Here is a 22989-nt window from a genome sequence, read left to right on the forward strand (position 1 = left end):
GATTAATAATTTAGTTCTTGCTTATTACTCTTTATGTATAGAATTTTTAGAACTTTCTTTAAACAAAAACATCAAACTCCTGTTAAGTTTGATGTTTTTATATTAAATAACTTTTATATTTTAGTTACGGACAAATAATCTTTGTTTCTTTAGCAATCTGCGAATTATTATCATTAGAAATTAGGATTGCATCTTTTAATTCTAGAGCCTGAACATTTGAAGATACGCCAAATTTGCTAGAATCAGCTAATATAAAAGATTGTGAAGTTCTTTTTGCAATCAGCTGCTTCTTTATTGCTTCATCAAATTGTGGTGTTGTGTATCCATTATTAATGTCAATACCATTCATCCCAAAAAACGCTTTATCAAAACGAAGCCTGGATAGTAAATCGTTAGTCAATGCGCCAGTAAGTGAAGAAGTGACACCGTTATAATTGCCACCTATTAAAACTATTTCAGCTTTAAAATTACCAACAATATGGCATACTTGTGTATTCGTAGTATAAATTGTGATCCGTTTATTTTTTATTTTATCAAGCAACAGAGTACATGTTGTACCTGAATCCACATATATTGCATTGCTATCGTGAATCTCTTGGGCAGCTAAAGCAGCAATTTGCTTTTTCTCTTTTTGGTATTTATGTTCCTTTTTTGTGAATTCGACTTCTCCAGAACCGTCACTTAGCCTAACAGCCCCGCCGAATAAATACTCAATTTTTCCTTCATCTTCTAACGTTTTGATATCTCTTCTCAAAGTTGAAATAGATACATTGGGTATTTGGTTATGAAGTTCATCCAGTTTGCTCAAATTTTTGTTTTCTAAAATTTTTAAGATTTGATTTTGTCTTTCGATCGGAAGCAATTTATTCTCTTCTCCTTATATACATAAGTGTTTTGCTTCCTTAATTATACCCCATCTAACTTTATTTTAAGCAAGTCGCTCATCTTTTTTGGTGACAATAAAACCAAGAATGATTCCGACAATTACAGAAATCCCCAATCCTATCATCGCATTTAAGAAGTTATTGCTATTTTTAGCTACAAAAGCTGGAAAAGTTGTTACTGAACCAAAAACGAATGCATTTGTAAATACCTTTGTTAGTCCTAAATAAGCTCCGCCAACTGCACCAGCAATCATTTGTGCTGCCCATATTTTTCTGTTCTTTACCAGTAAACCAAATAATGTTGGTTCTATTATTGCGGAAAGGCAAATCGTTATTACTCCAGTTAAAGAAAAACTCTTTAGCTCTTTATTTCGTGTTTTAAGCCAAACTCCTATAGCAGCTCCAATAACACCAAAATTGCAGGCAAAGGTTAATGGACAAATAAAATCAAAGCCTTGTGTAGCAATGTTATTAATCATTATTGGATTTACAGCCCAGTGAATTCCAAAAGATACAAGGAAACTCCATCCACCACCAACGACTACTCCAGCAAGCAGTGGTACATTTTTAATTAACCAATTAACTACATCTGCAACAAATTGACCACCATATACACCGAGTGGACCAATAACAATTACAGTCAAAGGCACCATAACTAAAAGACAAACAAGTGGCACAACCACAAGCTCCAAATCTTTGCTGACGTGTTTATCTAACCACTTATACAAATATGAATAAGCCCAGATAGAAATTAAAATTGGAACTACTGTTGAATTGTAATTCATTAAAACAACTGGAATACCCAAGAATGAAGTCATTGCACCATTTCCATGGGTACCCATTAATTGAATGAAATCTGGATATAAAAGTGCGCCAGCGATTAGTGCAGCAATGTAAGGGCTGACTTTAAATCTTCGTGCAGCCGAAAAAGCTAACAGAATGGGCAAAAAGTAAAATACGGCTTTTGAGGCTGCAGTCAAGATGACAAAAGTACCGCTCTTCTGACTTATCCAGCCTATTTGGCTGCAGAACAAAAGTAAGCCATATAAAATTCCCGATCCTGCAAGAGCGGGAAGCAGTGGTGAAAAAATACCTGCAATTGCCGCAAATAAGGCATTGACATATCCTTTAAATCCATGAGGTTTGATTTGCGTACTAACTTCATTATCAGTACTACCATTGACAAGCTTTTCAAATTCATCAAAAACTTTCGGTACTTCAAGTCCAATTAATACCTGATATTGACCACCGCCCTTTGAAACATTAATTACGCCATCTACTGCCTTCACTTTGGCATCATCAATATTTTCATTTTTTAAATTTAATCTTAACCTAGTTGCACAATGTGTCATATTAGATATATTACTTGGTCCGCCAACGGCATCCAAAATACCTCGTGCTGTTTCTCTGTAATCCATTTTTTTGCCTCCAAAAAAACAATTTCTAAATTAAAGTAGTTATTTTTTTATAAAATCTAACAATAGATCTCTTGCTTTAATTGCATCATTCTCATTAATCACTTTGTCTATTTTCTCCATGCCTACTCGGTCAAGGAGATTTAAAAGGTATTTCAACATCTCGATATTCTTACGGGTTTCTTGACTAGGATCTTCTATTACCGGTGCTGTATCAAAATAATACATGCCATCAAAGTGATATTTTTTCATATAATAAAGGAATTCTAAGGTTTTAAATGGAGTGACAGTGCCGACCATTAAACCGTCATCATGGACGCCATAGCCGTCATTAATATGAACCCCAAATAACTCGCCACGACTAGCAAAAATTTCAGATCCCATGGCCGGATTTTCATGTTTCATTAGCATATGACAATAATCTAAAAGCACACCGAAGTTTTTACGGTTGATATCTTTTAAAATCATTCCTAAGGTTCCCATACTGTCTACGAAAGCATAGGCACGAGGCTCATAGGGTTTATATTCAATACTAAATTTAATATCAGGAGCATAATCAGCAATTTCTTGACAAGCTTGGACAATCCTATGCCAAACTTTTAAATAATCAATTTGAAAGCTATAGTCAAAACCATCATGAGCACTCCAGATATTAATCATTGATCCACCAATTTCTCGGCAATAATCTACTGCTTGCTTACACATTTCAATTGCATCCTGGTAGATTTTATCGTTTAAATTTCCGAGATCTCCGTTAAGATAATGACCTTCAAATCTCATTTCCATTCCGTTAGGACGCAAACCATTTTCATCTAACATTCTCTTCATGTCTCGTGCCGGAATTCCAACAGTCTGTTGTGGAAAATTAATATCTACATAATTAATTCCAACTTTTTTCAGTTCACTAAAAACCTTATCAATCTTGTTGTCATAATGTGGCAGATATGCGTTTAACCTTGTTGCAGTTTTTATCTCTTTCATTAATTCGTCCTCTTTTCATTTGTTATCGTTTACATTTTTATTATATTTCATTATTTTTCATTAATCAACCATAATTTTTCATTATTTTTAATATTATTTCAATGATTTTCAAAAAGAATACAAATTTTGGGCACAAAAATAGCTTTACTAGAATTCTAGTAAAGCTAAAAAGTTAAATTACAGTAACTCTTCTAGAGCATCTTCATATTTCTGAATATCGCCAGCTCCCATAAAGACAATTACGCTATTTCTGTTTTGAGCAAGATCGGCAATGTTATCAAGATCAATTACTTCTGAGCCAGGAATTTTAGCAACTAAATCATCACTTGAAATATCTCCACTTGCCTCCCTTGCAGAAGCATAAATCGGGGTAACATAAGCCTTGTCTACATCGCGCAATATTTTTTCAAAATCTTTAGCATATTTCTTCGTTCTGGAAAAAGTATGTGGTTGGAAGACTACAACTAATTTCTTTTGTGGGAACTTTTGTCGTGCAGCTTGAATTGTTGCTTTCATTTCAGTTGGATGATGAGCGTAATCATCAATGATGTTGATATCACCGAAATCTTTTTCAGAAAAGCGCCGTTTGGCTCCCTTATACGTAAGCAGACCTTTTTTAATATCTGCCACAGGAATTTTTTCGGTATAGGCAACAGCAATCACAGCTGTCGTATTTAAAATATTGTGGTCGCCAAAAAGATGTATTTGAAATTCACCAATATTTTTACCATGATTTACGACCGTGAAGCTTGAACCTTTAGTTGTTCTTTTAATATTGACTGCTTGAAAATCATCATTATCTTCAAAACCATAAGTATATTTAGGAATATCAGAATGCAATTTCCTTAGTCTCTCATTTCCACCCCACACAAAAAGTCCTTTTCGAGTCTGATCCGCTGCCGTTTGAAAAGCCGAAGTGTAATCAGCCTGATCGTTGAAATAATCCGGATGATCAAAATCAATGTTGGTCATTATTTGATAATCTGGATGATAAGCTAAGAAGTGACGCCGGTATTCATCTGCTTCATAGACGAAGAAGCGAGAATCCTTGACACCCTTGCCCTCTCCGTCACCTATTAAATAGGACGTGGGTGCAGCTTCACTTAATACATGAGCTAAAAGACCGGTAGTAGAAGTTTTGCCATGGGTTCCTGAAACGCCAATGCTGGTATGCATTTTAATAATTTCTTCTACTGTATCAGGATAGCTTTGCCACGCAAGTTTCTTTTTTTCACAAGTTTTCACTTCTATGTTGTCATCTTTAAATGCGTTTCCTTTAACGATGACTTGTCCCGAATCTTTAATATTATACGGACTAAATTCTCTAACTTCAATACCAGCTTTTTTTAGCGGTTCTTGGGTAAAAGTGTATTTTTTAATATCGCTGCCAGCTACATTAAAGCCTAGATCATTTAGCACTAAAGCTAAAGAGGCCATGCCAGTTCCTTTAATTCCGATAAACCAAATTTGCTTATTTTTATCTAACATTTGCTGAACTCCAAAATTTTATCATTGCTGTTTATTTTACCATTGCTGAGTCAAAAAAGCAGGATCATCAAAAAAGCTTTAAAAATTAGCTAAAATGCTTTTCACAAATTAATGATACAAAAAGACTTTACCATCAAAATGATAAAGTCCTAAGTGCTATAAAGTAATCTGACCGTTTGCTAATAGTTCGTCACACTTTTCGGGATCAAAGGCTTCTCCAACAGTAAATTCATTAGGAACCACCATAATTCCACGCTTTTGAGGAGCGTGTTCAAGCCCCAATTCACGAGCAGAACAAATCATGCCATAGGAATCCACGTGACGCAGTTGACCTGGCCAAATTACTTGACCATTAGGCATCAAAGTACCTGGTAAAGCAACAACCACTTTTTGTCCCTGTGCAATGTTAGGTGCACCACAGACAATTTGATGTTCTTCTCCATTGCCCACATCAACTTGTGTAACATGCAAATGATCAGAATCAGGATGTTTTTCACAGCTTTTGACATAGCCATAAACAAGCGTTGGTTTGCTATATGCAAGTTTATCAGTAAAACCAACTTCTGCTAATTTTTCATTTAAAGCAGTTAAATCATCTTTTGACAGCTTAACTTGTCCATCTGGTAATTTATCGTAGTCAATTAGCTGATCAACGTTAAAAAAGTTATAACCAGTAACATTACCCTCTTCATCAGTAATGCGTGTGATATCACCTTTTTCATCGTATTCACTATTGCCCTTATCCTGACCTAAAATTACAATCAAGGTATTGGGATAACTTCTTTTATTAATACTAGTAATCATGAATCAATAATCCTCTTTCACTTAGTCAAGTGACCGTAAAAAGCTTTCAACCTCATCTTTAGTTTTACGATCCTTATTAACTAGTCTACCAATTTCTTTGCCATCTTGGTAGACCACAAAGGAAGGAATACCCATAATATTCATTTCCTTAGCTAAGTCAATAGAACCATCACGATCAATCTGATAAAACTTGCTATCGGCAAAATCTTTTTCGATTTCTGGCATGAAGGGGTCTAAAAAGCGACAGTCTGGGCACCAGCCTGCTGAAAATTCTAAAACTACTCGTCCATTTTTGGTAATCGAGTCTAATTTATCTTTATTCAATTCTTTTATTTGTTCCATTTTGAAAAAACCTCTCAATCCTTACTCTTATTTAATTATTTTACCCCAAAATCAGCATGCAGAGCATAAATTGGATTTCCCTTAGCTGCAAATTTGTGTTCATATTCCGTTTCAATATTGGCAGCTACAATTTCATCTTTTTCATTATGAAGATCAACTGACACAAAATCAAAATGCATCCCAAAATTATTCATGCTCTGCACAGAATAGGCAAAAAGACCTGCATTATCAGTTTTAAACTCTATTTGACCATTTTCCTGCAAGACGGTTTGATATTTTTGTAAAAAAGACTTATAAGTTAACCGCCTTTTCTCATGCCTAGTTTTAGGCCAGGGATCACTAAAATTCAAATATATTTTACCTGCTTTGTGAGCATCAAAAAAAGTGTCAATATTAGCAGCATCTGCGCAAAGAATTTGGATGTTAGACAATTTTTTAGCAAGTTTGGTTCGCAAAATCATGCCTGCCGCGGTCATTTGCAATTCCAGAGCAACAAAATTTTTTTCGGGGTGCTCTTCCGCCATCGTAGTAATAAACTTTCCTTTGCCGGGCCCTACTTCTATCTCTAATGGTTTTGAAATATCAGCAAACCGCTTTGACCAATCAATTTTCAGACTTGGATCAGGTCGATCAATCACACTTTCTGGATGCTCTTGTACAAGCTTTACAGCCCACGGCTTGTTACGTAATCTCATCTATTCTGCTACTTCCTTTTCTTTACTTTTGCAGGTAAGTATAACCTTAATACGCCCCAGCTGAAAACAACTAAACATCCCATTGCCGCAAACAAGCGTAAATTAATTGGTAAGGTGATCAGCCAAGAAATACTGATTATAACCCCTTGAGCTAATAATATTCCCGCTAATGCAGATACTAAATCAAGGCCACGATTGGAACGCTCAATTGGATAAACACGATACATGATATTGGTATCGAATTCATCAACCATTGGCACCAACTGGTAAATAGTCAAAAAGACTACTAAGCATGATAAGCATAATGCCCAAATCCAATTTTGTACCAGCCAGGAAATTAAAACTGCAAAAGCAGTCATTCGGAAAACTAAATTAATATTTTCTGGGTTTCTAAGCACTGAACGGCGATACAAAAATTTATGCGGATTTTCTGACGATAAATTTTTAGGCAATAAAAAGTCCAAATATTTTCGTCTTTTAATATTAGTCTGTCTTTCTTTAACGTCTGTGAACATGCTAAAAGCGCTATAAACAACATTTTTGCGATTTTCTTCCAGCTTTACGGCATATTGCCAATCAAAAAGAGCAGCATGTTGCGGCTTCACAACAAAAATAACGACAGAAACTGCCAGCAAAATTGCGATTAAGATCATGCTTTGCGGTTTAAACATTCCCAAACCAAACAGAAGCAGGAAAAAGATATTTAAAATTAAAATGGAAATTTTTTGGTTAAAATATAAATTATATTCCATAATCTTAAGTTGCAATATTTTGGCCAAAAAAACAGCAAAAACAGCGAAAACATAATTTAAAGGTTCAATCTTTGCTTTAATCGTTGCAAAAGGAAATATAACTCCCGCCATTAAAACCAAGCAAATTGCGGGTACAATTAAACTATAATTTAACATTGGTTTCAAATATGATGCTAAATTTTCATCTTCAGGCAGTAAAAATTGTAAATCAGCTGGTTTTAGCAATGTTACCAGTTTTCCTATTAAAAGTGGCAACCATAACAAAATACCAACTAGCGGACGATAATACCACAGACTTTCAGGCATAGTCTTCATTGTCTGTGCATACCAGAACATGAGTGCTCCAAAAAGGAAAATCAGAGCCAAGATAAAGAAATCATTAAAAACCAATACTAGATATTTTAAAGACTGGCGTATATTTTCCTGCAGCCTTTTTTTAGCCAAGTCACGCATTTTGTTGCTCCTGACTTAAAATTTGATAGATTTGGTCAAACGAGTCTGTTTCCTTTAAGTCATAGTGCTTTCGAATTTCAGCCAAAGTGCCAGTAGAAGCAATTTTGCCGTTGTTCAAGACCGCATAGCGTGAAACTGCCTGGACACTGTTAGCTAAAATATGTGTCGACATTAACACCATTTTGCCTTGGTCAGCAGCACTTTTGATTAATTGCACTAAATTAGCTACTGCCAAAGGATCTAGTCCGGTGAAAGGCTCATCAATTACAAGCAGTTCTGTATTTGCTAAAAAGGCTGTCACGATCATCACTTTTTGCTTCATACCCTTAGAAAAGTGAATTGGCAACCAATCGAGCTTGTCATCAAGCCTAAACATCTGCAGCAACTCATGGGCTTTTGCCCAAGCCTGGTTTTCATTCAGCTGATAGCTAAGAATTGTTAATTGCAGATGTTCTTTCAAAGTCAATTCTGAATATAAAACTGGCGTCTCTGGAATATATGCGACTTGTCTTTTAAATTTAGTAGGTTGTGTCGCTAAATCAATGCCATTTAGAGTAATTTTTCCTTTTTGTGGTCGCAACAATCCCAAGATATGTTTAATTGTTGTCGATTTGCCTGCACCATTTAGTCCAATTAGCCCTAAAACTTCGCCTGGAGTGATCTCCAGATTAATATCTTTAATTACCGGTACACCTGTGTAGCCACCGGTCAGATGCTCAATTTTTAAAGTCATAATTCCTATCTTTCTTTTAATGAATTTACTCATTTAATATGATAGCATGATATTAAAAGAAACTAAATTTTGAAATGAAGAGGTTTTAAAATGGAAGAATTAGATAAAGATTGCTTATTTTGTAAAATTATCACAGGTGAAGCAAACAGCTACACTGTTTTCGAAAATGATGACGTCAAAGCCTTTTTAGACTTATCTCAAGTCAACCCAGGTCACACTTTAATGGTACCTAAAAAACACATCACTAACTTTTTTGATTATACACCTGAAGACGCTCAGAGATATCTACAATATATTCCAACAATTGCGAATGCAATTAAGAAATTTGACCCTAGAATTACTGGTATGAACATCAGTAGTAATAATGGTGCAAGTGCAAGCCAAGTGGTAATGCATTCACATATTCATTTTGTTCCACGCTTTGAAGGAGACGGATTAAAGATCGCAACTCGCAATAACGCTGAAAAATATACTGAAGAAGATTACCAAAAAATTGCTGCTGCAATTAGAGCTGAATTTTAAGGTGATATGATGAAACATTTTAGTTTAGGTCTAGCTGTGGGTGCTGGTTTTGGCGTTGTTCTTTCACTATTTAAAGATAAAAACGGTAATCGTTTATTTCCATCAGCGCAAAAACAAATTAATTCAGTAAAAGAAGACTTTAGTGATCTTTCCACATCTAGCAAAAAATTAAAGATTGCCAAGCAAGAATTAAAAGAGTCTTTGCCACAAGCTAAAAAAGCAATTTCTGAATTAGAAAAAGAAACGGAATATTATCAGATAGGCATTAACCGGATTATTGCCAAGCTAAAAGCCAAAACTACAAAAATTAATAGTAAAATTGATAATGAAACAGATAGTTCTAAAAATTAGTAAAGAAACTGCGAATTTTTGGCAAAAAACTTAAAAATAAAAACTAGATTTGTCACTTTATGTTATATTAGTTGTCGGTGACTTAATTTATTAAGGATGTGGAGAATTTATTTTATGAAAAAATATATTAGAAAAGCAGCAGCTGTTATTGCCGTAGCAAGTATGGCTTTATCGACAGCAGCCTGTTCCAATGGTGGTAAAACCGTTGCTTCATACAAAGGCGGTAAGATTACTCAACAAGAATACTATGATGAAATGAAAAAGTCTCAGTCAGGTAAATCCGCCTTGGCAAATATGATTATCAATCGTGTTTTAGAGCAACAGTATGGCAACAAGGTTTCAAAAAAGCAAGTTGATAAACAGTATAACAACTACAAAAAACAGTACGGCAGTCAATTTGATGCCGTTTTGCAACAAAATGGCATGACTGCTTCAAGCTTCAAGCAAAACTTGAAAACAAATTTGCTTACTGAAGTTGCCTTAAAAGACATCAAGAAGGTTTCAAAGAGTCAAGAAGAAAAAGCTTGGAAAGCATATCAACCTAAGGTTAAAGTGCAACATATTTTAGTTTCCAAAAAATCTAAAGCTGAAGAAATTACTAATGAATTAAAGAATGGTAAAAGCTTTAAGAGTTTAGTAAAGAAATATTCTTTAGATACTGGAACTAAGAATAATGAAGGAAAACTGCCTGCTTTTGATTCTACCGATTCAAGTTTGGATCCTGCGTTTAAGAAAGCCGCTTTTAAATTAAAGACCGGTGAAACTACAAAGAGTCCAATTAAATCTCAATCAGGTTATCACGTAATCAGAATGATTAAGCACCCTGCTAAAGGATCCTTTGCTTCACACAAAAAAGAGATTGATGACCAGATATATCAGACAATGTCACAGGATCAACAAACTATGCACGATGTACTAGCTAAGGTTATTAAAAAAGCTGGAGTTGACATAAAAGATAAAGATCTAAAAGATGTTTTAGCTTCTTATGTTTCTACTTCAACTAGTAAAAAATAATAGATATTAAAAAGAGTTCAAGCAAGCTTGAACTCTTTTTTTATTCTAATTTATGAGCTTTTCCTAATGATTCATCTATTTTGGGCCTATAAAATTTTCGACCACCTTGACTCATTATATTATCTGTAAAGTCTCCTGGACGAGTGTGCTGTAAAGCATTAGTAATAGCATAAACAGATGCGTCCAAATCATCAATACGATGCAATAATTCTGCTTCAAGCAAAGCAGGTAACTTAGGTGAACCATACTCAAATTTACCATGGTGAGATAAAACCATGTGCCGTAGCAGCAACAGGTCTTCAGATTCTAAATCAATTTTAAGCTGTTGAGCCGCCAGCATAATTTGTTCATCAATTAAAACCAGATGTCCAATCAAATTACCTTCAGTAGTATATTGGGTCGCTGCTGGACCGGTTAATTCAAGCACTTTACCCATATCATGAAGAATACAGCCGGCATATAACAAAGAACGGTTAACTTGAGAATAATTGTCCGCAAGGCCTTTTGCATCGCGTAGCATTGATACAGTATGGTATGCTAAACCACCACGCACTGCATGGTGGTTACTCTTTCCCGCTGGAAAATCAAAAAAACGTTTATCCCATTTTTTTAATAAGAATCGTACAATTCTGTTCCAAGTAGGATTCAGTATCTCAAAGACATATTGGTTTATCTCTTCTTTCATATCAGCAATTTTTTCGGGAGCTGATTTAATAAATTGGCTGAGGTCATAACCTTCCTCTGGACCAACAACACGCAAGCTGTAAATCTTTATTTGTGGCTGTCCCTGATATTCTTCGCGCTTACCATCAAGCTCAACAATAGTCCCTGCATTAAATGTTGCAGCATCTTGATCATTTGCATCCCAAAAGTTGCCACGGATTTCACCAGAAGAGTCACTAAATGACATTGCTAAATATAGTTTGCCCTTTTTTGTATGTCTTAATTGAGAATTCTTAATCAGTACAACCAACTCTAGTTCTTCGCCATCATTATAATCCAGCAAACGTTTATACATTTTTAGTTCCTCTCTTAAAAGTTAGCGGTTGTATTTGCAATTTATCAACTAGACTTGTTTGTGCAGTAAAAATTAATACCTGATTGCTTCCAGCAATAGCTTGAAGCAGCTTTTCAATTTCATCAACTCTTTGATCATCAAAATTAACAAAAGAATCGTCTATTAATATAGGTAAATTTATTTCATCTTGTATCTGTTGAACAAAAGCCAGTTTTAAAGCAAAGTATAATTGTTCAGAAGTTCCTCTAGAAAGATATTGCACTTCTATCTTTTTACCATCAAAACGAGTAACCGTTATTTTTTTACCAAATTCAATATTATTATACCGATTATTCGTTAATAGTCGCAAATATTCTTTAGCAGTAACCAACATCTTAGGAAATCGTTCATTCGATGCCAGATCAAGAGCTCGACCAATCCATTTAGCTGTAAATAAGTTAGCCAGATATTCAATACTCAAATTTTTTAATTTTGCTTTTAAATTAGCCAGTTTTTGTTTTTCTTCGAAAACAGCTATGGAGTTTGCTAAATTTTCCATTTTTACTTTTATTTCAGCTGCTTTTTCTTGTAAATGATTAATATTTTCATGAACAGAAGAGATCTTTAACCTTAAATTTTCGAGATCATTTTGATTTTTGGTTTTATTTTTTGCATAACTTTTCAACTCACTTAAATCATTCTGCAAATTTGACTTAAGAGCATCAATTTGGTTTTGTATCTTATCCTGTTTTAACTTTTGCTTTTGGACTTGCTCATATTCAGCTAAACTCGAAACTTGCGCTTTTGCTAAGATCATTTTTAGTTTAGTGGTAATTTCATTGAGTTCATCTTTATTTTCAACCAAACTATTTTTTAAACTAGTTTGCTTTTCACGGCGCAATTTCTCTAAATTTATTTTCTCAGTTAGTTGGTCTAGCGCATTCAATACATCTTCAAAAGTACTTACAGTTCTATTCAGTTCATTACCTAATTGGACGGCTATCGGTGTGACTAATCCTATTAACTCATTTTTTCGCTGATTATTTCTTTTTAAGTTTTGAATTAATACTTGATATTGTCTCCACTCATTAATTAAATTATTTATATCTAAATTGATTGGATTAATACCATACCGTTTTTCAAAAGACTGCCTTTGTTGCCTTATTTTTTCGTTCTGTTCTGCAACCGTTTCTACTGTTTTTTGTATTTGTTTTTGTCGATAAGAACCATATACTATTAATGCCAGTCCAGCACCGCTAGCTAAAAAGCCAAAAACTCGTGCAATAAACAATAAAATTAAACCGGCAACAAAAACAATGCCACCAAAAAGAAGGAATTGCTTAGAATTATCACTCTTACTCTGCTCAATCTTCAATTCCTTTTGAGGTAGTTTTTGATAATCTTCTTGCAACTTAATTATTTGCTCTTGATTCATTTTCACAATTTTATTTAAATTTGAATCAAGTGCAATAAGTTGATTTTGCTCATCTTTTATTTGTTCATCTTTTTGTAAGCAGTTGCGATATTCTGATTGCCATTGCAATACTTCCGGCTTTTTTTGTAACAGCTTTGAAACTGCTGTATTTTCTTCCGGATCATCAGAATATTCATTTAACTTTGCAGTTATTTTTTGTTGCTTTTTATGCAAAGATTCAGCTTGTATGGTTAGAGTTTGAGCTGACTGAAATTGCTTTGAATCAAAATTAATTGTTCTAACTTGATTTTGCAAATCCTGCAATTTTTCGTAACTCGGAAAAAGTTTTTGAATCTTATCTAAACTGTCATACTCTTTTTGTAATTCAAGTTCTTTTTGCTCTTCTTGATGTTGCAAACCTTTTTGCTTCTTAAAATTGTCATTAAGTTCTTGGTAAACCGAAAATTCATTTTCAGAGTTACTGACTTCATTTTCTTGTTCTTTAATTTCTAACAACAATTGGTTAATAGGCGGCTTTTTACCAGTTTTTTTGAACAAGGCATCAGCACTTTTAGAAAAATCGTCACGTAAAGTTATCAGACTATCACTATTAGCCGCACCCAAATAATAGATACGTTCCATTAAGTCTTTCTGCTTAATTTGATCAACTTTTGCCAGCATATCCTGATTAAAAATAAAACTGTCAGTATAAAATTTACCATCAATATTTTTAATTTGATCAAAAAAAACATTTTCTGGTACAACTTGATTATCACATTTAACAGTCAGAGTGCCAGCTTTTGAACCTTTACCCTTTGCATAAAGTCTTTCCAATTGATAATGCTGACCATTTTCATTTTCAAAAAATAAAGATCCACCCATTGGGCTAACTTGTGCTAAAGGAGTATAGTCCTCAAAAAATTCTGAACCCTGATTGGCAAGGTGGAACCCAAATAAAATCTGCTTAATGAAGGCAACGACGGTACTCTTTCCCGCTTCATTTACCCCATAAAAAACATCAATATTTGAATTTGTTAAGTCAAAAGTAAAGTTTGAAAATTGACCAAAATTAACTATTTGAATTCTAATTAATTTCATCATTAGCTCCTTTCAATTTACTATTCAACTTAACTTCAGCGAGTTGCTTCACTTCCTGAGCAAATTCAGGGTCTTGGGCTAAAGTATCAGTATAATCAGATTTTAAAGCCCAAATTTTGCTTATTTGAGCAAATTGTTCAGAACTAAAAACTTCTTTTTCAGCCTGTTCAAAGTATTTTTGATCATTAGAGGCGATTTCTAAATTATCCCCATTAATAAACCTCACATCTACCAATTGTGAATCGTGAGTCAGTTTTCTGGAAATCATTTGCCAAAAATCACTGTCTTGAACCAATTCTTTTTCTTTTTCATTCAAAAAATCTGCACCCTTAATTTGCAGACAAAAATAAGTAGTTGATATTGCCGACAAACAATTAATAATCATATTTTCCAGTTCTGTTTTTGTCATTGGTTGTGTTAATTCAATTTCTTTTTTACTCCATGTAATAGAATTAGTCTGCACAAAATGAATCTTAGTTTGTTTTGTTTGCTCATCAATAGTTCCTAAATAGCAACCTTTTGGACCAGTTTCATTAATGTGACGCCCTTGGATATTTCCCGGGTATACAATTAATGGCGTTTCGGACAAGACTTGTCTTAAATGAATATGACCCAATGCAAAATAATTGTAATTTAGATTTTGTAACTCACTCAAACTAAAAGGAGCATAAACATTTTGTGAACTTGCACCAGCTCTTTCCTGTGCGTGCATGATACCAAAGGTATAACGATTGCTTTTAGCAGGAAACTGCGCTGCAAAGTCTTCATTAATATGATTTGCCAAATATGAAAAGCCTGTCACGTCATACTCAAAACCATTTTTTGTTTTATAAGAGACAGTTTCTACTTTTTCACCATTACCCAATAATTTGAAATATGGACTTTCAGCAACCAATAAATCTTCCTTTGACATATGATCATGATTGCCAAAAATCATAATTACCTGAATCTGCGCATTGACTAGACGCTCAATTTCATGGGCGAAAAAAATTTGTACACTGGGAGTTGGCTTGAAACTATCAAAAGTATCCCCAGCAATTAATACTAAATCTACCTTTTCTTTCAGAGCCAGATCTACAATTTTAGTTAAAGATTGCATTGGAGCTTTTTGAATCTGCTTAAAACTCTCAGATGGTAAAAAAGATAGCCCCAAAAATGGACTATCTAAATGTGCGTCAGCAAAATGGATAAATTTCATTATTATTTATTCCTAAGACCATCATAAAGGTCATTAATTGGCTTAGTAATTGCTTTTTGAACGTCGTCAATTGTTTTATACATACTTTGTTCAGCCTGCAAGAGTTTTAATATTTGTGCATCTTTTTGCACTTTTTCATTCAATTTTTTATAATCCTCTTCTAGATCCTTAGGAAAATCTCTTCCCTCAGACTGTGAATTAATAATTTTTGTTTGCATCTCATCCATCTGTTTGAACAAAGCAGCACTTTCTTCATTGTTTTTAACTGCAGCAACAGCAGCACTTAAAGCCTTAAATTCGTCAAGCTTTTGCAAATCGGTTGCTACTTGATTTGCTGAATCATAAATATTAATCATATTTTTCCTCCTAATTAATGACCTAAAAGTCCTTTAATGTCATTATACCATTCATTAATTTTTTCTCCTGCTGAACCTAAGCCTTTTTCGATTTTATCACCAAAGCCCTTTGTCCAATCAGAACCAGCACCGTTACTTTGAATAATTTGCTTTGGTGCTTGTTCTTTAAATTGATTTTGAGCAGTATATGGCAAAATTGCTTCCATTTCAGCTTTGTATAATCTGGTAATACCAGTTTCTGAAACTCCATGCATGAAGTGCTGCTGATTAGTACGGTCAAAGCCAACCCAAGTAGCTACCACAACGTCAGGAGTATAACCAACGATCCACTGATCTTTAGTACCAAAGCCATAAGAGTTTGGTACTTCAGTTGACCCAGTTTTACCCGCAACCCGATAACCGGCTGGTTGAGCCGATGTTCCAGTTCCGCCTGCAAAAACTCCCAATAACATAGTAGTCATTTCTTTAGCGGTATTTTCCGAGATAATCCGATGCGTTCCTGTATCATGATTTTCAGCAATCACATTCCCACTAGCATCAGTAATCTTAGTGATGAAATAAGAATTATTAGGCAAATTTCCCTTATTGGCAAAAGCTGAATATGCTCGAGCCATTTGGATTGGTGAAACACCTGTTGATAATCCACCTAAAGCTAAAGCAAGATTTTGGTCTTCTTTTGGCACCTTGATACCAAAATTATTAGCTGATTGAACTCCCTTAGATACCCCTATTCGATCTAATAGCCAAACTGCAGGAACATTTTTGCTCTGCGCCAAGGCAGAATACATCGGGATTTTATCAGAATAGCCATTGTCAACGTTATGCGGTTGGTAACCATTCTTACCAAAACGCTGCAGTTTGTTAGAAAGTTGTGAATCATAGTGATAACCTTGTTGAAGTGCTGGAGCATAAGAAACTATCGGCTTAATTGAAGAGCCTGGCTGTCTTTTCATTTGAGTCGCACGATTATAGCCACGGAAAACATGTTTGCCTCGACCACCTACTACTGCTCTGACTGCACCAGTTGTAGGGTCCATTACCACTGATGCGCCTTGAGGTTTAGTACCATCAGTTGCGTTTTGCGGGAACAGATAACCTTGGTCAAATTTTTGTTGCAGCTGACTTTGATAATTTTGATTAAGGGTTGTATATATCTTCAATCCCTTATTCATTACGTCTTCTTCTTTTAGACCATAGCGATTAATTGCCTCATCAACTACTGCGTCAAAGAAATAAGGGTAACGATACCCATCTTTATTATGATAAGTATCATGTAAAGTTAAACCAATTTTTTGCTCACTTTTCGCCCTGGAACTTGATAATTTTTTATTATCAACCATTAGATTTAAAATCAGGTTTCTCCGAGACAAAGCATAGGACATATGGTCAATTGGGTTATATTTACTTGGATTACGCAAAATACCGGCTAAAGTTGCTCCTTCTCCGATTGTCAACTGACTGGCATTCTTGCCAAAATACTTTTGACTAGCATCTTCAACACCCCATACACCATTGCCAAAATAAGCTTTATTAAGGTACATAGTCAATATGTCCTTTTTAGAATAAACGTGATTTATCTCGACAGCAAAGAAAAGTTCTTCAACTTTACGAGAGAATGTTTGCTTTTGAGTCAACAAAGCATTTTTAGCCAATTGTTGTGTGATAGTCGAACCACCACCAGATATTTGACCACGATTAAGAACCAAGCCTAAAGCAGCTCTGCCCATGCCTTTGATACTAAAGCCTGGGTTCTTCCAGAAAGTACGATCCTCTGTTGATATAACAGCATTTTTTACATTAGGTGAAATTTTATTATAGCCAACATAGGTGCCTTTTTGTGAGTATAGTGAACCAGATTTTTGGCTTCTATAATCGTAAATACCAGTTGTAGCTGATAAAGATGCCTTTAAATTTGATATGTTTGAAGTTTTAACTTTAACGGTATAATAAGTACAAACCAATAACATCGCGGTAAGCAAAATCAAAATGATCCAGCGACCGATAAAAAAACGGTTATCAAAACGGTGCCATAGGCCACCTATCCCGTTTTTCTTTGGTTCATTGTTTTCCATTTTATCTGCTCCTTTAGAAACAACTAAAATTGTACCATATTAAAGGAAATTACCTTTATTTTCAAAAAGATTTAACAAATATTTATGAGCTATTATTTTACCTTTAACTTTCCTAAAAATCTCAATCCATGTTCTGTAAATAATTTATTACGTCTATTACTGGTTCCGAGAAAATGGCGTCATTTTTTACGCGTTGAACGAAAAGTACAGATTAATGGTAGTTATTATCATTTTAATCAAAAAGTAAAGCCAAATGATAAAGTTGAACTATGGCTCGATCACGTTGAAAGCAAGCAACATATTTATCCAGAAAGTGGTAAAATTCCGGAGGTTATTTACGAAAATGACAATCTCTTAATCATAAATAAACCTGCAGGGCAAAAGACGCATCCTAATTCAAATGAAACTAACACAGCTTTGAATGATTGTGCCACCTATTTAAGATTTTCACCTTTTATCGTACATCGGCTAGACATGTTAACCAGTGGGCTGCTACTGGTTGCCAAAAACCCAGCTATTGTTCCTATTTTAAATCGCGAATTAACCAGTAAACTTTTTCAACGCGAGTATTTAGCTGTGATTAATATTAATGAACCGATAGCTAACAGAGGAACAATCGATTTGCCAATTGGCCATGACCCACTTGATCAGCGCAAACGAAAGATAATAAGTAACGGTCAAAAGTCAATCACACATTATCAGATTTTAAAGTATTTAGACAATAATACTGCTTTAGTTAAATTAGAACTAGAAACAGGAAGGACGCACCAAATTCGGGTTCATTTGGCTGCGATTGACTGCCCAATTGTGGGAGATCCACTGTATAACCCCAACTTTAAAAATGAACAATTTTTGCATTTAACTGCCTATCAAATTTCTCTGAAAGTTCCCTTCACATTAGACAAACTGAAAGTAAAATTACCGTATAAAGATATTCCTCTACTGCAAAATTAAAAAGACCGTTTGTCAAATGACCAACGATCTTCTTTATTTAATTAAAAATTCTATAATGGAGTACTTGAAGATTCAAATCAAGTAATTTTGCTAACAAATAATAAAACTGTTAACCTATTTATCCAACAATTTTTAATAAATTCTAATTAAACAAAACCTATTTACTAAGTTTTCTGATAATTTAATCGCCCACGAAAGTACCAGCTTCTACTTCACGAATAAAATCTGCTACATGCTTATAATAAACATCAGGATTATCAACCATGTGATGATGTCCTGCATTCGGTGTAGTAACTAAGCGTGAATTAGGAATTTCACGTTGCATAATCTTTGCAGTCTCTAAAGGCATAGTATCTTCTTCTCCAAAAGTCAAAAGGGTCGGCATTTTTATTTGCTTTAAGTACTTTCTAAAATGCCAATCTTTTAATTTACCTGTTACTACAAATTCATTATCACCTTGAAAGGCATGGTAAACGGGCAAACCACCGATACGCTTAATATGATATAGCTTGCATGGCTGTCGCCGATCAAGAAAGTTAATATTTAATATTTGAATATCCTCTTGGTAGCGTTTATTGTCATAGTCATTGTTTTCTTCACATTCACGCATAAAGTCAATTTCTGATTGCGGGAAAATTTCTTGTCTACGACGGTTAATTGACTCAATATAGTCATCAGTATCATCAACCATGGAAGAAATAATAGTCCCTTTTAGGTGTTGACCATATTTCACTGCATATTCTTGTGCAAGCAGGCCACCCCAACTTTGTCCAATCAAGTAGCAATTATCAAGACCAAGTTTGGCACGAACTTCATCAACTTCATCAAGGAAGTATTCATAAGTTAAGTATTTGGCTGCAATTTCAGGATCATCATAATCCGGTTGATCTGAATAAAGAGAGCCTAACTGATCATACATAGTAACTTGAACATGTAGTCCCTGCTTTGCTAATTGGTCAGCAGCATCTTCCCAATATTCATGATTTCCTCCTGGACCTCCATGAAGTGCCAATAAATGAATATCACCTTCACCTTGGGTACTTGTCCACAAATGATAGCCATTATCTAAAGTTATAATTTTTGTTCCAGTTCTCATTGAAATTTACAGCTTCTTTCTATTTAGTAAAACCTACTTCATTCCACAAAGGATGATTATTGTTTTGTTTTGACGGCTTAAGCGAATAGCCGGAAATCTTGTCATTAACTGCAAAGATCTGATAGGAATTATCAACTGGAATAATATAAGCTTCGTCATTCATATATCTTTGCCATTCATGAAATTTTTTAACCCGATAGTCATGATTAAAAGCCTTTTGAGAATTTATTTCATCTAAAAGTTTATTATTTTTTGCAGTTACAAATCTTGTCATGTTAAAAGGTGCTGATTCGCTATAATATGGATGTGGAGAAGGTTCAGTAGGTGTTGACCAACCAGCCAGATACATGTCGACGCCTTTATTATCATGTTGTAATTTATCATAGAAAGAATTGTGTTCAATTAAACGGCCTGTGGACAATTGTACATTAAGTCCAACTTTATGCCATTGTTGCAAGTAGTTTTGAACTATTGGCTCCTGAGTAGTATCCCCACTCATAGCTGCAAAATGAATTACCAAAGGTTTGCCATTCGGCTGAACGCGCCACTTTCCTTTTTTCTTGTAACCCGCCTTATCCAGAATTTGATTTGCCTTTTTTAAGTCGTAATTATATCCTTTCTCAGTTTTATCAAAGTAATCACCAAACTTTTCTGAAACCAAAGTTTTTACTCTAAATGTTAAACCATATGTATAACGCTTATTAACCGCATCAACATTCATGGCATAACCTATTGCCTGCCTTAAAGCCTTATTATTCATCTTAGCATTAGGATTCATAACATTCTTGCTCTTCTCAGCATCCCATTTTCCTACTTTAAAGCCTAAATAATGATAAGCAATTGGGATTTGGGCAATGAAGTTCACGTTTTTGGTATTTTTAACTTGTGGCCACTGGGTATTAATTACAGGAATAATATCAAATTTATGACTTTTAATTGCTTGAGAAGCAGAATTAGGAGATACCACTGAAATAACAACTTTATCTAATTTTGGTTTCCCTCTCCAGTAATATTTGTTCGGTACCCAGGTTGCAGATTGCCCTCTAACTAGTTTTTCAATCCTAAACGGTCCGAAAAATAACGGATTTTTCCTGATCTTATCTGAAGACTTTAATTTAGCAAAAGGAATATCTTTTAAATAATGATAAGGTTCAACTGCTTCCCAAAGCGAACGACTTCCTGCATTTGACATACTTGGATTTAAAGCTGAGCAGTGTAAAACAACTTTACGGCCATTTTCTCCATCAGGCATTTCAATTCCAGAAATAGTTTTAGCTTTACCTTCGTGGTATTCTTTCAGTCCCTTTAATACTTCAAACTGACTGCTATACCGCGGACAAGCTGTATCTTTGTTAGCCAAAATCTCATACGCATATTCGAAATCTTTGGCTACTACTTGTTTACCGTCAGACCATTTAACGCCCTTTTTAATGTTGATTGTGATCGTCTTATTTTTAGGATCTAATTTACGTGTAGCTGGACCTTTATCAGTGACACCATATTGATCATCACTATCGAATAAAGTTTCTTGACCGGGAGCTGCAACCATTGAGTCTAGGTCTTCAGAGGAAAGTTCTTGTGAAAAAATACCTGAAAAAGGTGTATCTGTAACAACTGCAACTTTCACAGTTCCACCATCTTTAACATTCTTTTTAGGAGCTTCAACAGGAAATTTTTTCACTGTCTTAGTGTCATCACTATTGTTAGCACTTTTAGCACAGGCTGCCAGTGTTATGGTGGCTAGACTCAAAATGCCAGCAGAAGCAAGCTTACTTCTTTTTTTCATAAAAATCACTCATTTCATTATATTTTATTCATATTATTAATAAATTTTTCATTTATGTCAAATCGTATAATCATATATTTTAAAGGAGTATTTAAAAGAATTTTTATTTAGTGTAAAATAACAAATGCTTCTGTATAATTTTAATATGGAAAAAATAAATATAGAAAGAGTTAGAAAGTGAATATGAACAAGCAAAAAATTGCCGATTTAGCTCAAAAAGCTATTAATACTTTTAATTTACCCAGTTTAGGAATTGGTGTTTATCACAAAGGTGAAAGCTTTAGTCATGTATATGGTCAAGCTGAGCAAGACAATCTTTATCCTTTAGCTTCAATTTCCAAAACATTTTTTGCTACTGCCGTTTGTCAATTGGCTGATAAAGGTGAGATAAATCTAGATGATCCTTTAAAAAAGTCTTGGCCTGAGCTTAAGCTAGAAGATAAATATGCTGAAGATCATTTAACATGGAGGGACGCCCTTAGTCATCAAAGTGGCTTACCAGCTCACGATCTGATGCGTTTTACTAATATGAACAAGCATGACCTTTCTTTAAAAGAAAAAGCTGAACATGTTGGTCATTTAGAGCCTAACCATGAATTACGTTATAAAATGCAATACAGCAACCTGGTCTTTGCTTTAGCCACCTATGCTTTTGAACAAGTAATTGGTGAAGATTACGGTACCTATGAGCACCAGCATTTACTCGAACCCCTTAAGTTAGCTAGAACTTATATTAACCATCATGAAGCACCAAGAGAAGATATAGTTAAACCATATATTAGAGACAATGGAATTACAGAAGAAGTTCCTTTTATTGCACCTGGTAAAGTCGGTGGTGCCAGCAGTATGCTCTCATCTATTTCGGATTTGCTTACCTGGGCTGAATACCAGTTAAAATTGCAAAAAGAAAACAAAAACAACGCAATAGCTGAACACTTTTTGCCTCAATCTATTATGGCTCCAAGCCGTGCCTACGGTGGTGCTAATTTTGGTGCTTATGGTTTAGGTATGATGATGGAAGATTACCTGGGACACAAATACTTTTACCATAGTGGTTCATACATTGGTTACTGCTCTTTCATGGGCTTTGTTCCAGATCTTGATTTAGCTTTTGTTTCAACCACAAATATGGATTCAACAGATGCAATTTTTGCATTGGCATATCAAACCATAGATGATACTTTAGGTATTTCGGATACGGATTGGACTAGCAAAATCAAACAGATTGTTGATCAAAAATTAGCAACCCGTGAAGAAAACATTGCCAATCTTAAAGGAAAATCACCCGAAAATTTTGCGGCTAAAGATAATCTTTTAGGAGATTATGAAAACCCAGGCTACGGCTTAATTACGCTAAATGAAAAAGATGGTAATTTAACAGTTACAATTGGCAAGTGGGATTATCCTGTTATTGTTAATGAAAAAGGTAAAATGTATGTGGAAGAAAGATTGTATCAGCATGAGCTTTTACCAATTGAAATTCATCAAAATCAAGTTTTGCTTTGGACAGAGTGCGCACTTAAAGAACCAACTACTTTCACAAAGTTATAAATAAAAAGCTAAACTTTAATAATTAAAGTTTAG

At 34.5% G+C, this 22989-nt stretch carries 21 protein-coding genes; 5 read left to right on the forward strand and 16 right to left on the reverse strand.

Annotated features, from left to right (window positions below; translation table 11 throughout):
• Nucleotides 1-124: 124 nt before the first annotated feature.
• From H3T43_RS01995 to H3T43_RS02035, 9 genes are all read right to left on the reverse strand, one after another.
• Nucleotides 125-862 carry a DeoR/GlpR family DNA-binding transcription regulator gene (locus tag H3T43_RS01995; protein WP_198212154.1) on the reverse strand — a complete coding sequence of 246 codons (738 nt, stop codon included), beginning with the start codon at nucleotides 860-862 and terminating at the stop codon, nucleotides 125-127.
• A gap of 66 nt (nucleotides 863-928) precedes the next feature.
• Nucleotides 929-2302 carry a PTS transporter subunit EIIC gene (locus H3T43_RS02000; RefSeq protein WP_045928325.1) on the reverse strand — a complete coding sequence of 458 codons (1374 nt, stop codon included), beginning with the start codon at nucleotides 2300-2302 and terminating at the stop codon, nucleotides 929-931.
• A gap of 39 nt (nucleotides 2303-2341) precedes the next feature.
• Nucleotides 2342-3271 carry a sugar phosphate isomerase/epimerase family protein gene (locus H3T43_RS02005; protein WP_198212356.1) on the reverse strand — a complete coding sequence of 310 codons (930 nt, stop codon included), beginning with the start codon at nucleotides 3269-3271 and terminating at the stop codon, nucleotides 2342-2344.
• 186 nt (nucleotides 3272-3457) lie between these two features.
• Nucleotides 3458-4768 (reverse strand): UDP-N-acetylmuramate--L-alanine ligase, encoded by a 1311-nt coding sequence (gene murC, locus H3T43_RS02010; RefSeq protein ID WP_198212156.1) that lies wholly within the window; start codon nucleotides 4766-4768, stop codon nucleotides 3458-3460.
• A gap of 156 nt (nucleotides 4769-4924) precedes the next feature.
• Nucleotides 4925-5572, reverse strand: a complete 648-nt coding sequence (ytpR, locus tag H3T43_RS02015) for a YtpR family tRNA-binding protein (protein WP_198212158.1) — start codon at nucleotides 5570-5572, stop codon at nucleotides 4925-4927.
• A 21-nt stretch (nucleotides 5573-5593) separates the two neighbouring features.
• A complete protein-coding gene (locus H3T43_RS02020; RefSeq protein WP_034980119.1) occupies nucleotides 5594-5914 on the reverse strand; it encodes a thioredoxin family protein in 321 nt (106 codons plus the stop codon).
• 35 nt (nucleotides 5915-5949) lie between these two features.
• Nucleotides 5950-6609 (reverse strand): tRNA (guanosine(46)-N7)-methyltransferase TrmB, encoded by a 660-nt coding sequence (gene trmB, locus H3T43_RS02025; protein WP_198212160.1) that lies wholly within the window; start codon nucleotides 6607-6609, stop codon nucleotides 5950-5952.
• Nucleotides 6610-6617: 8 nt separating this feature from the next.
• Nucleotides 6618-7814, reverse strand: coding sequence for an ABC transporter permease (locus H3T43_RS02030; RefSeq protein WP_198212162.1), 1197 nt, complete (start codon nucleotides 7812-7814; stop codon nucleotides 6618-6620).
• Nucleotides 7807-8547, reverse strand: coding sequence for an ABC transporter ATP-binding protein (locus H3T43_RS02035; RefSeq protein WP_198212164.1), 741 nt, complete (start codon nucleotides 8545-8547; stop codon nucleotides 7807-7809). The genes H3T43_RS02030 and H3T43_RS02035 overlap by 8 nt, the downstream gene beginning before the upstream one ends.
• Nucleotides 8548-8637: 90 nt before the next feature.
• Here H3T43_RS02035 and H3T43_RS02040 point away from each other — a divergent pair, with 90 nt between their 5' ends.
• From H3T43_RS02040 to H3T43_RS02050, 3 genes are all read left to right on the forward strand, one after another.
• Nucleotides 8638-9069 carry an HIT family protein gene (locus H3T43_RS02040; RefSeq protein WP_122052645.1) on the forward strand — a complete coding sequence of 144 codons (432 nt, stop codon included), beginning with the start codon at nucleotides 8638-8640 and terminating at the stop codon, nucleotides 9067-9069.
• A 6-nt stretch (nucleotides 9070-9075) separates the two neighbouring features.
• Entirely contained in the window at nucleotides 9076-9420 is a 345-nt protein-coding gene (locus H3T43_RS02045; protein ID WP_198212166.1) for a hypothetical protein, read from the forward strand.
• Between the two features lie 114 nt (nucleotides 9421-9534).
• Nucleotides 9535-10434 carry a peptidylprolyl isomerase PrsA gene (locus tag H3T43_RS02050; RefSeq protein WP_198212168.1) on the forward strand — a complete coding sequence of 300 codons (900 nt, stop codon included), beginning with the start codon at nucleotides 9535-9537 and terminating at the stop codon, nucleotides 10432-10434.
• Nucleotides 10435-10474: 40 nt separating this feature from the next.
• Here H3T43_RS02050 and H3T43_RS02055 read toward each other — a convergent pair whose 3' ends face one another.
• Genes H3T43_RS02055 through H3T43_RS02075 form a run of 5 tightly spaced genes read right to left on the reverse strand, consistent with a single transcriptional unit; the run spans nucleotide 10475 to nucleotide 17569 of the window.
• On the reverse strand, nucleotides 10475-11452 hold the full coding sequence (locus H3T43_RS02055; RefSeq protein WP_198212170.1) for a 3'-5' exoribonuclease YhaM family protein: 978 nt from the start codon (nucleotides 11450-11452) through the stop codon (nucleotides 10475-10477).
• The gene (locus tag H3T43_RS02060) at nucleotides 11445-13946 is read right to left on the reverse strand and encodes an AAA family ATPase (protein WP_198212172.1); all 2502 of its coding nucleotides are present in this window, start codon (nucleotides 13944-13946) and stop codon (nucleotides 11445-11447) included. Before H3T43_RS02060 ends, H3T43_RS02055 begins: the two co-directional genes overlap by 8 nt.
• Complete coding sequence (locus tag H3T43_RS02065; protein ID WP_198212174.1) at nucleotides 13930-15141, reverse strand: DNA repair exonuclease; 1212 nt, start codon at nucleotides 15139-15141, stop codon at nucleotides 13930-13932. The genes H3T43_RS02060 and H3T43_RS02065 overlap by 17 nt, the downstream gene beginning before the upstream one ends.
• Nucleotides 15142-15143: 2 nt before the next feature.
• Nucleotides 15144-15497: a YlbF family regulator gene (locus H3T43_RS02070; RefSeq protein WP_198212175.1), complete on the reverse strand. Its 354-nt coding sequence runs from the start codon at nucleotides 15495-15497 to the stop codon at nucleotides 15144-15146.
• 14 nt (nucleotides 15498-15511) lie between these two features.
• Nucleotides 15512-17569, reverse strand: a complete 2058-nt coding sequence (locus H3T43_RS02075; RefSeq protein ID WP_198212177.1) for a PBP1A family penicillin-binding protein — start codon at nucleotides 17567-17569, stop codon at nucleotides 15512-15514.
• Between the two features lie 84 nt (nucleotides 17570-17653).
• Between H3T43_RS02075 and H3T43_RS02080 the strand changes: the two genes are divergently transcribed.
• Complete coding sequence (locus H3T43_RS02080) at nucleotides 17654-18523, forward strand: RluA family pseudouridine synthase (protein WP_198212179.1); 870 nt, start codon at nucleotides 17654-17656, stop codon at nucleotides 18521-18523.
• Between the two features lie 181 nt (nucleotides 18524-18704).
• Here H3T43_RS02080 and H3T43_RS02085 read toward each other — a convergent pair whose 3' ends face one another.
• Together H3T43_RS02085 and H3T43_RS02090 are read right to left on the reverse strand one after the other, a co-directional pair.
• Nucleotides 18705-19619, reverse strand: a complete 915-nt coding sequence (locus tag H3T43_RS02085) for a proline-specific peptidase family protein (RefSeq protein WP_198212181.1) — start codon at nucleotides 19617-19619, stop codon at nucleotides 18705-18707.
• A 19-nt stretch (nucleotides 19620-19638) separates the two neighbouring features.
• Nucleotides 19639-21405: an oligopeptide ABC transporter substrate-binding protein gene (locus H3T43_RS02090; RefSeq protein WP_198212183.1), complete on the reverse strand. Its 1767-nt coding sequence runs from the start codon at nucleotides 21403-21405 to the stop codon at nucleotides 19639-19641.
• A 183-nt stretch (nucleotides 21406-21588) separates the two neighbouring features.
• On the opposite strand from H3T43_RS02090, the gene H3T43_RS02095 reads away from it, so the two are divergent.
• Entirely contained in the window at nucleotides 21589-22956 is a 1368-nt protein-coding gene (locus H3T43_RS02095; protein ID WP_198212186.1) for a serine hydrolase, read from the forward strand.
• Nucleotides 22957-22989 lie beyond the last annotated feature (33 nt).

The organism is Lactobacillus sp. M0396 (assembly GCF_016101625.1).
Classification (GTDB): Bacteria; Bacillota; Bacilli; order Lactobacillales; family Lactobacillaceae; genus Lactobacillus; species Lactobacillus huangpiensis.

What these genes read in the sequence shown, in the direction of transcription:
- H3T43_RS02095 (WP_198212186.1), top strand. Translation starts at nt 21,589, where the DNA reads ATGAACAAGCAAAAAATTGCCGATTTAGCTCAAAAAGCTATTAATACT.
- H3T43_RS02065 (WP_198212174.1), bottom strand. Translation starts at nt 15,141, where the DNA reads ATGAAATTTATCCATTTTGCTGACGCACATTTAGATAGTCCATTTTTG.
- H3T43_RS02090 (WP_198212183.1), bottom strand. Translation starts at nt 21,405, where the DNA reads ATGAAAAAAAGAAGTAAGCTTGCTTCTGCTGGCATTTTGAGTCTAGCC.
- H3T43_RS02055 (WP_198212170.1), bottom strand. Translation starts at nt 11,452, where the DNA reads ATGTATAAACGTTTGCTGGATTATAATGATGGCGAAGAACTAGAGTTG.
- H3T43_RS02070 (WP_198212175.1), bottom strand. Translation starts at nt 15,497, where the DNA reads ATGATTAATATTTATGATTCAGCAAATCAAGTAGCAACCGATTTGCAA.
- trmB (WP_198212160.1), bottom strand. Translation starts at nt 6,609, where the DNA reads ATGAGATTACGTAACAAGCCGTGGGCTGTAAAGCTTGTACAAGAGCAT.
- H3T43_RS02000 (WP_045928325.1), bottom strand. Translation starts at nt 2,302, where the DNA reads ATGGATTACAGAGAAACAGCACGAGGTATTTTGGATGCCGTTGGCGGA.
- ytpR (WP_198212158.1), bottom strand. Translation starts at nt 5,572, where the DNA reads ATGATTACTAGTATTAATAAAAGAAGTTATCCCAATACCTTGATTGTA.
- H3T43_RS02080 (WP_198212179.1), top strand. Translation starts at nt 17,654, where the DNA reads ATGAGCTATTATTTTACCTTTAACTTTCCTAAAAATCTCAATCCATGT.
- H3T43_RS02040 (WP_122052645.1), top strand. Translation starts at nt 8,638, where the DNA reads ATGGAAGAATTAGATAAAGATTGCTTATTTTGTAAAATTATCACAGGT.
- H3T43_RS02050 (WP_198212168.1), top strand. Translation starts at nt 9,535, where the DNA reads ATGAAAAAATATATTAGAAAAGCAGCAGCTGTTATTGCCGTAGCAAGT.
- H3T43_RS02035 (WP_198212164.1), bottom strand. Translation starts at nt 8,547, where the DNA reads ATGACTTTAAAAATTGAGCATCTGACCGGTGGCTACACAGGTGTACCG.
- H3T43_RS02060 (WP_198212172.1), bottom strand. Translation starts at nt 13,946, where the DNA reads ATGATGAAATTAATTAGAATTCAAATAGTTAATTTTGGTCAATTTTCA.
- H3T43_RS02020 (WP_034980119.1), bottom strand. Translation starts at nt 5,914, where the DNA reads ATGGAACAAATAAAAGAATTGAATAAAGATAAATTAGACTCGATTACC.
- H3T43_RS02085 (WP_198212181.1), bottom strand. Translation starts at nt 19,619, where the DNA reads ATGAGAACTGGAACAAAAATTATAACTTTAGATAATGGCTATCATTTG.
- H3T43_RS02045 (WP_198212166.1), top strand. Translation starts at nt 9,076, where the DNA reads ATGATGAAACATTTTAGTTTAGGTCTAGCTGTGGGTGCTGGTTTTGGC.
- H3T43_RS02075 (WP_198212177.1), bottom strand. Translation starts at nt 17,569, where the DNA reads ATGGAAAACAATGAACCAAAGAAAAACGGGATAGGTGGCCTATGGCAC.
- murC (WP_198212156.1), bottom strand. Translation starts at nt 4,768, where the DNA reads ATGTTAGATAAAAATAAGCAAATTTGGTTTATCGGAATTAAAGGAACT.
- H3T43_RS02030 (WP_198212162.1), bottom strand. Translation starts at nt 7,814, where the DNA reads ATGCGTGACTTGGCTAAAAAAAGGCTGCAGGAAAATATACGCCAGTCT.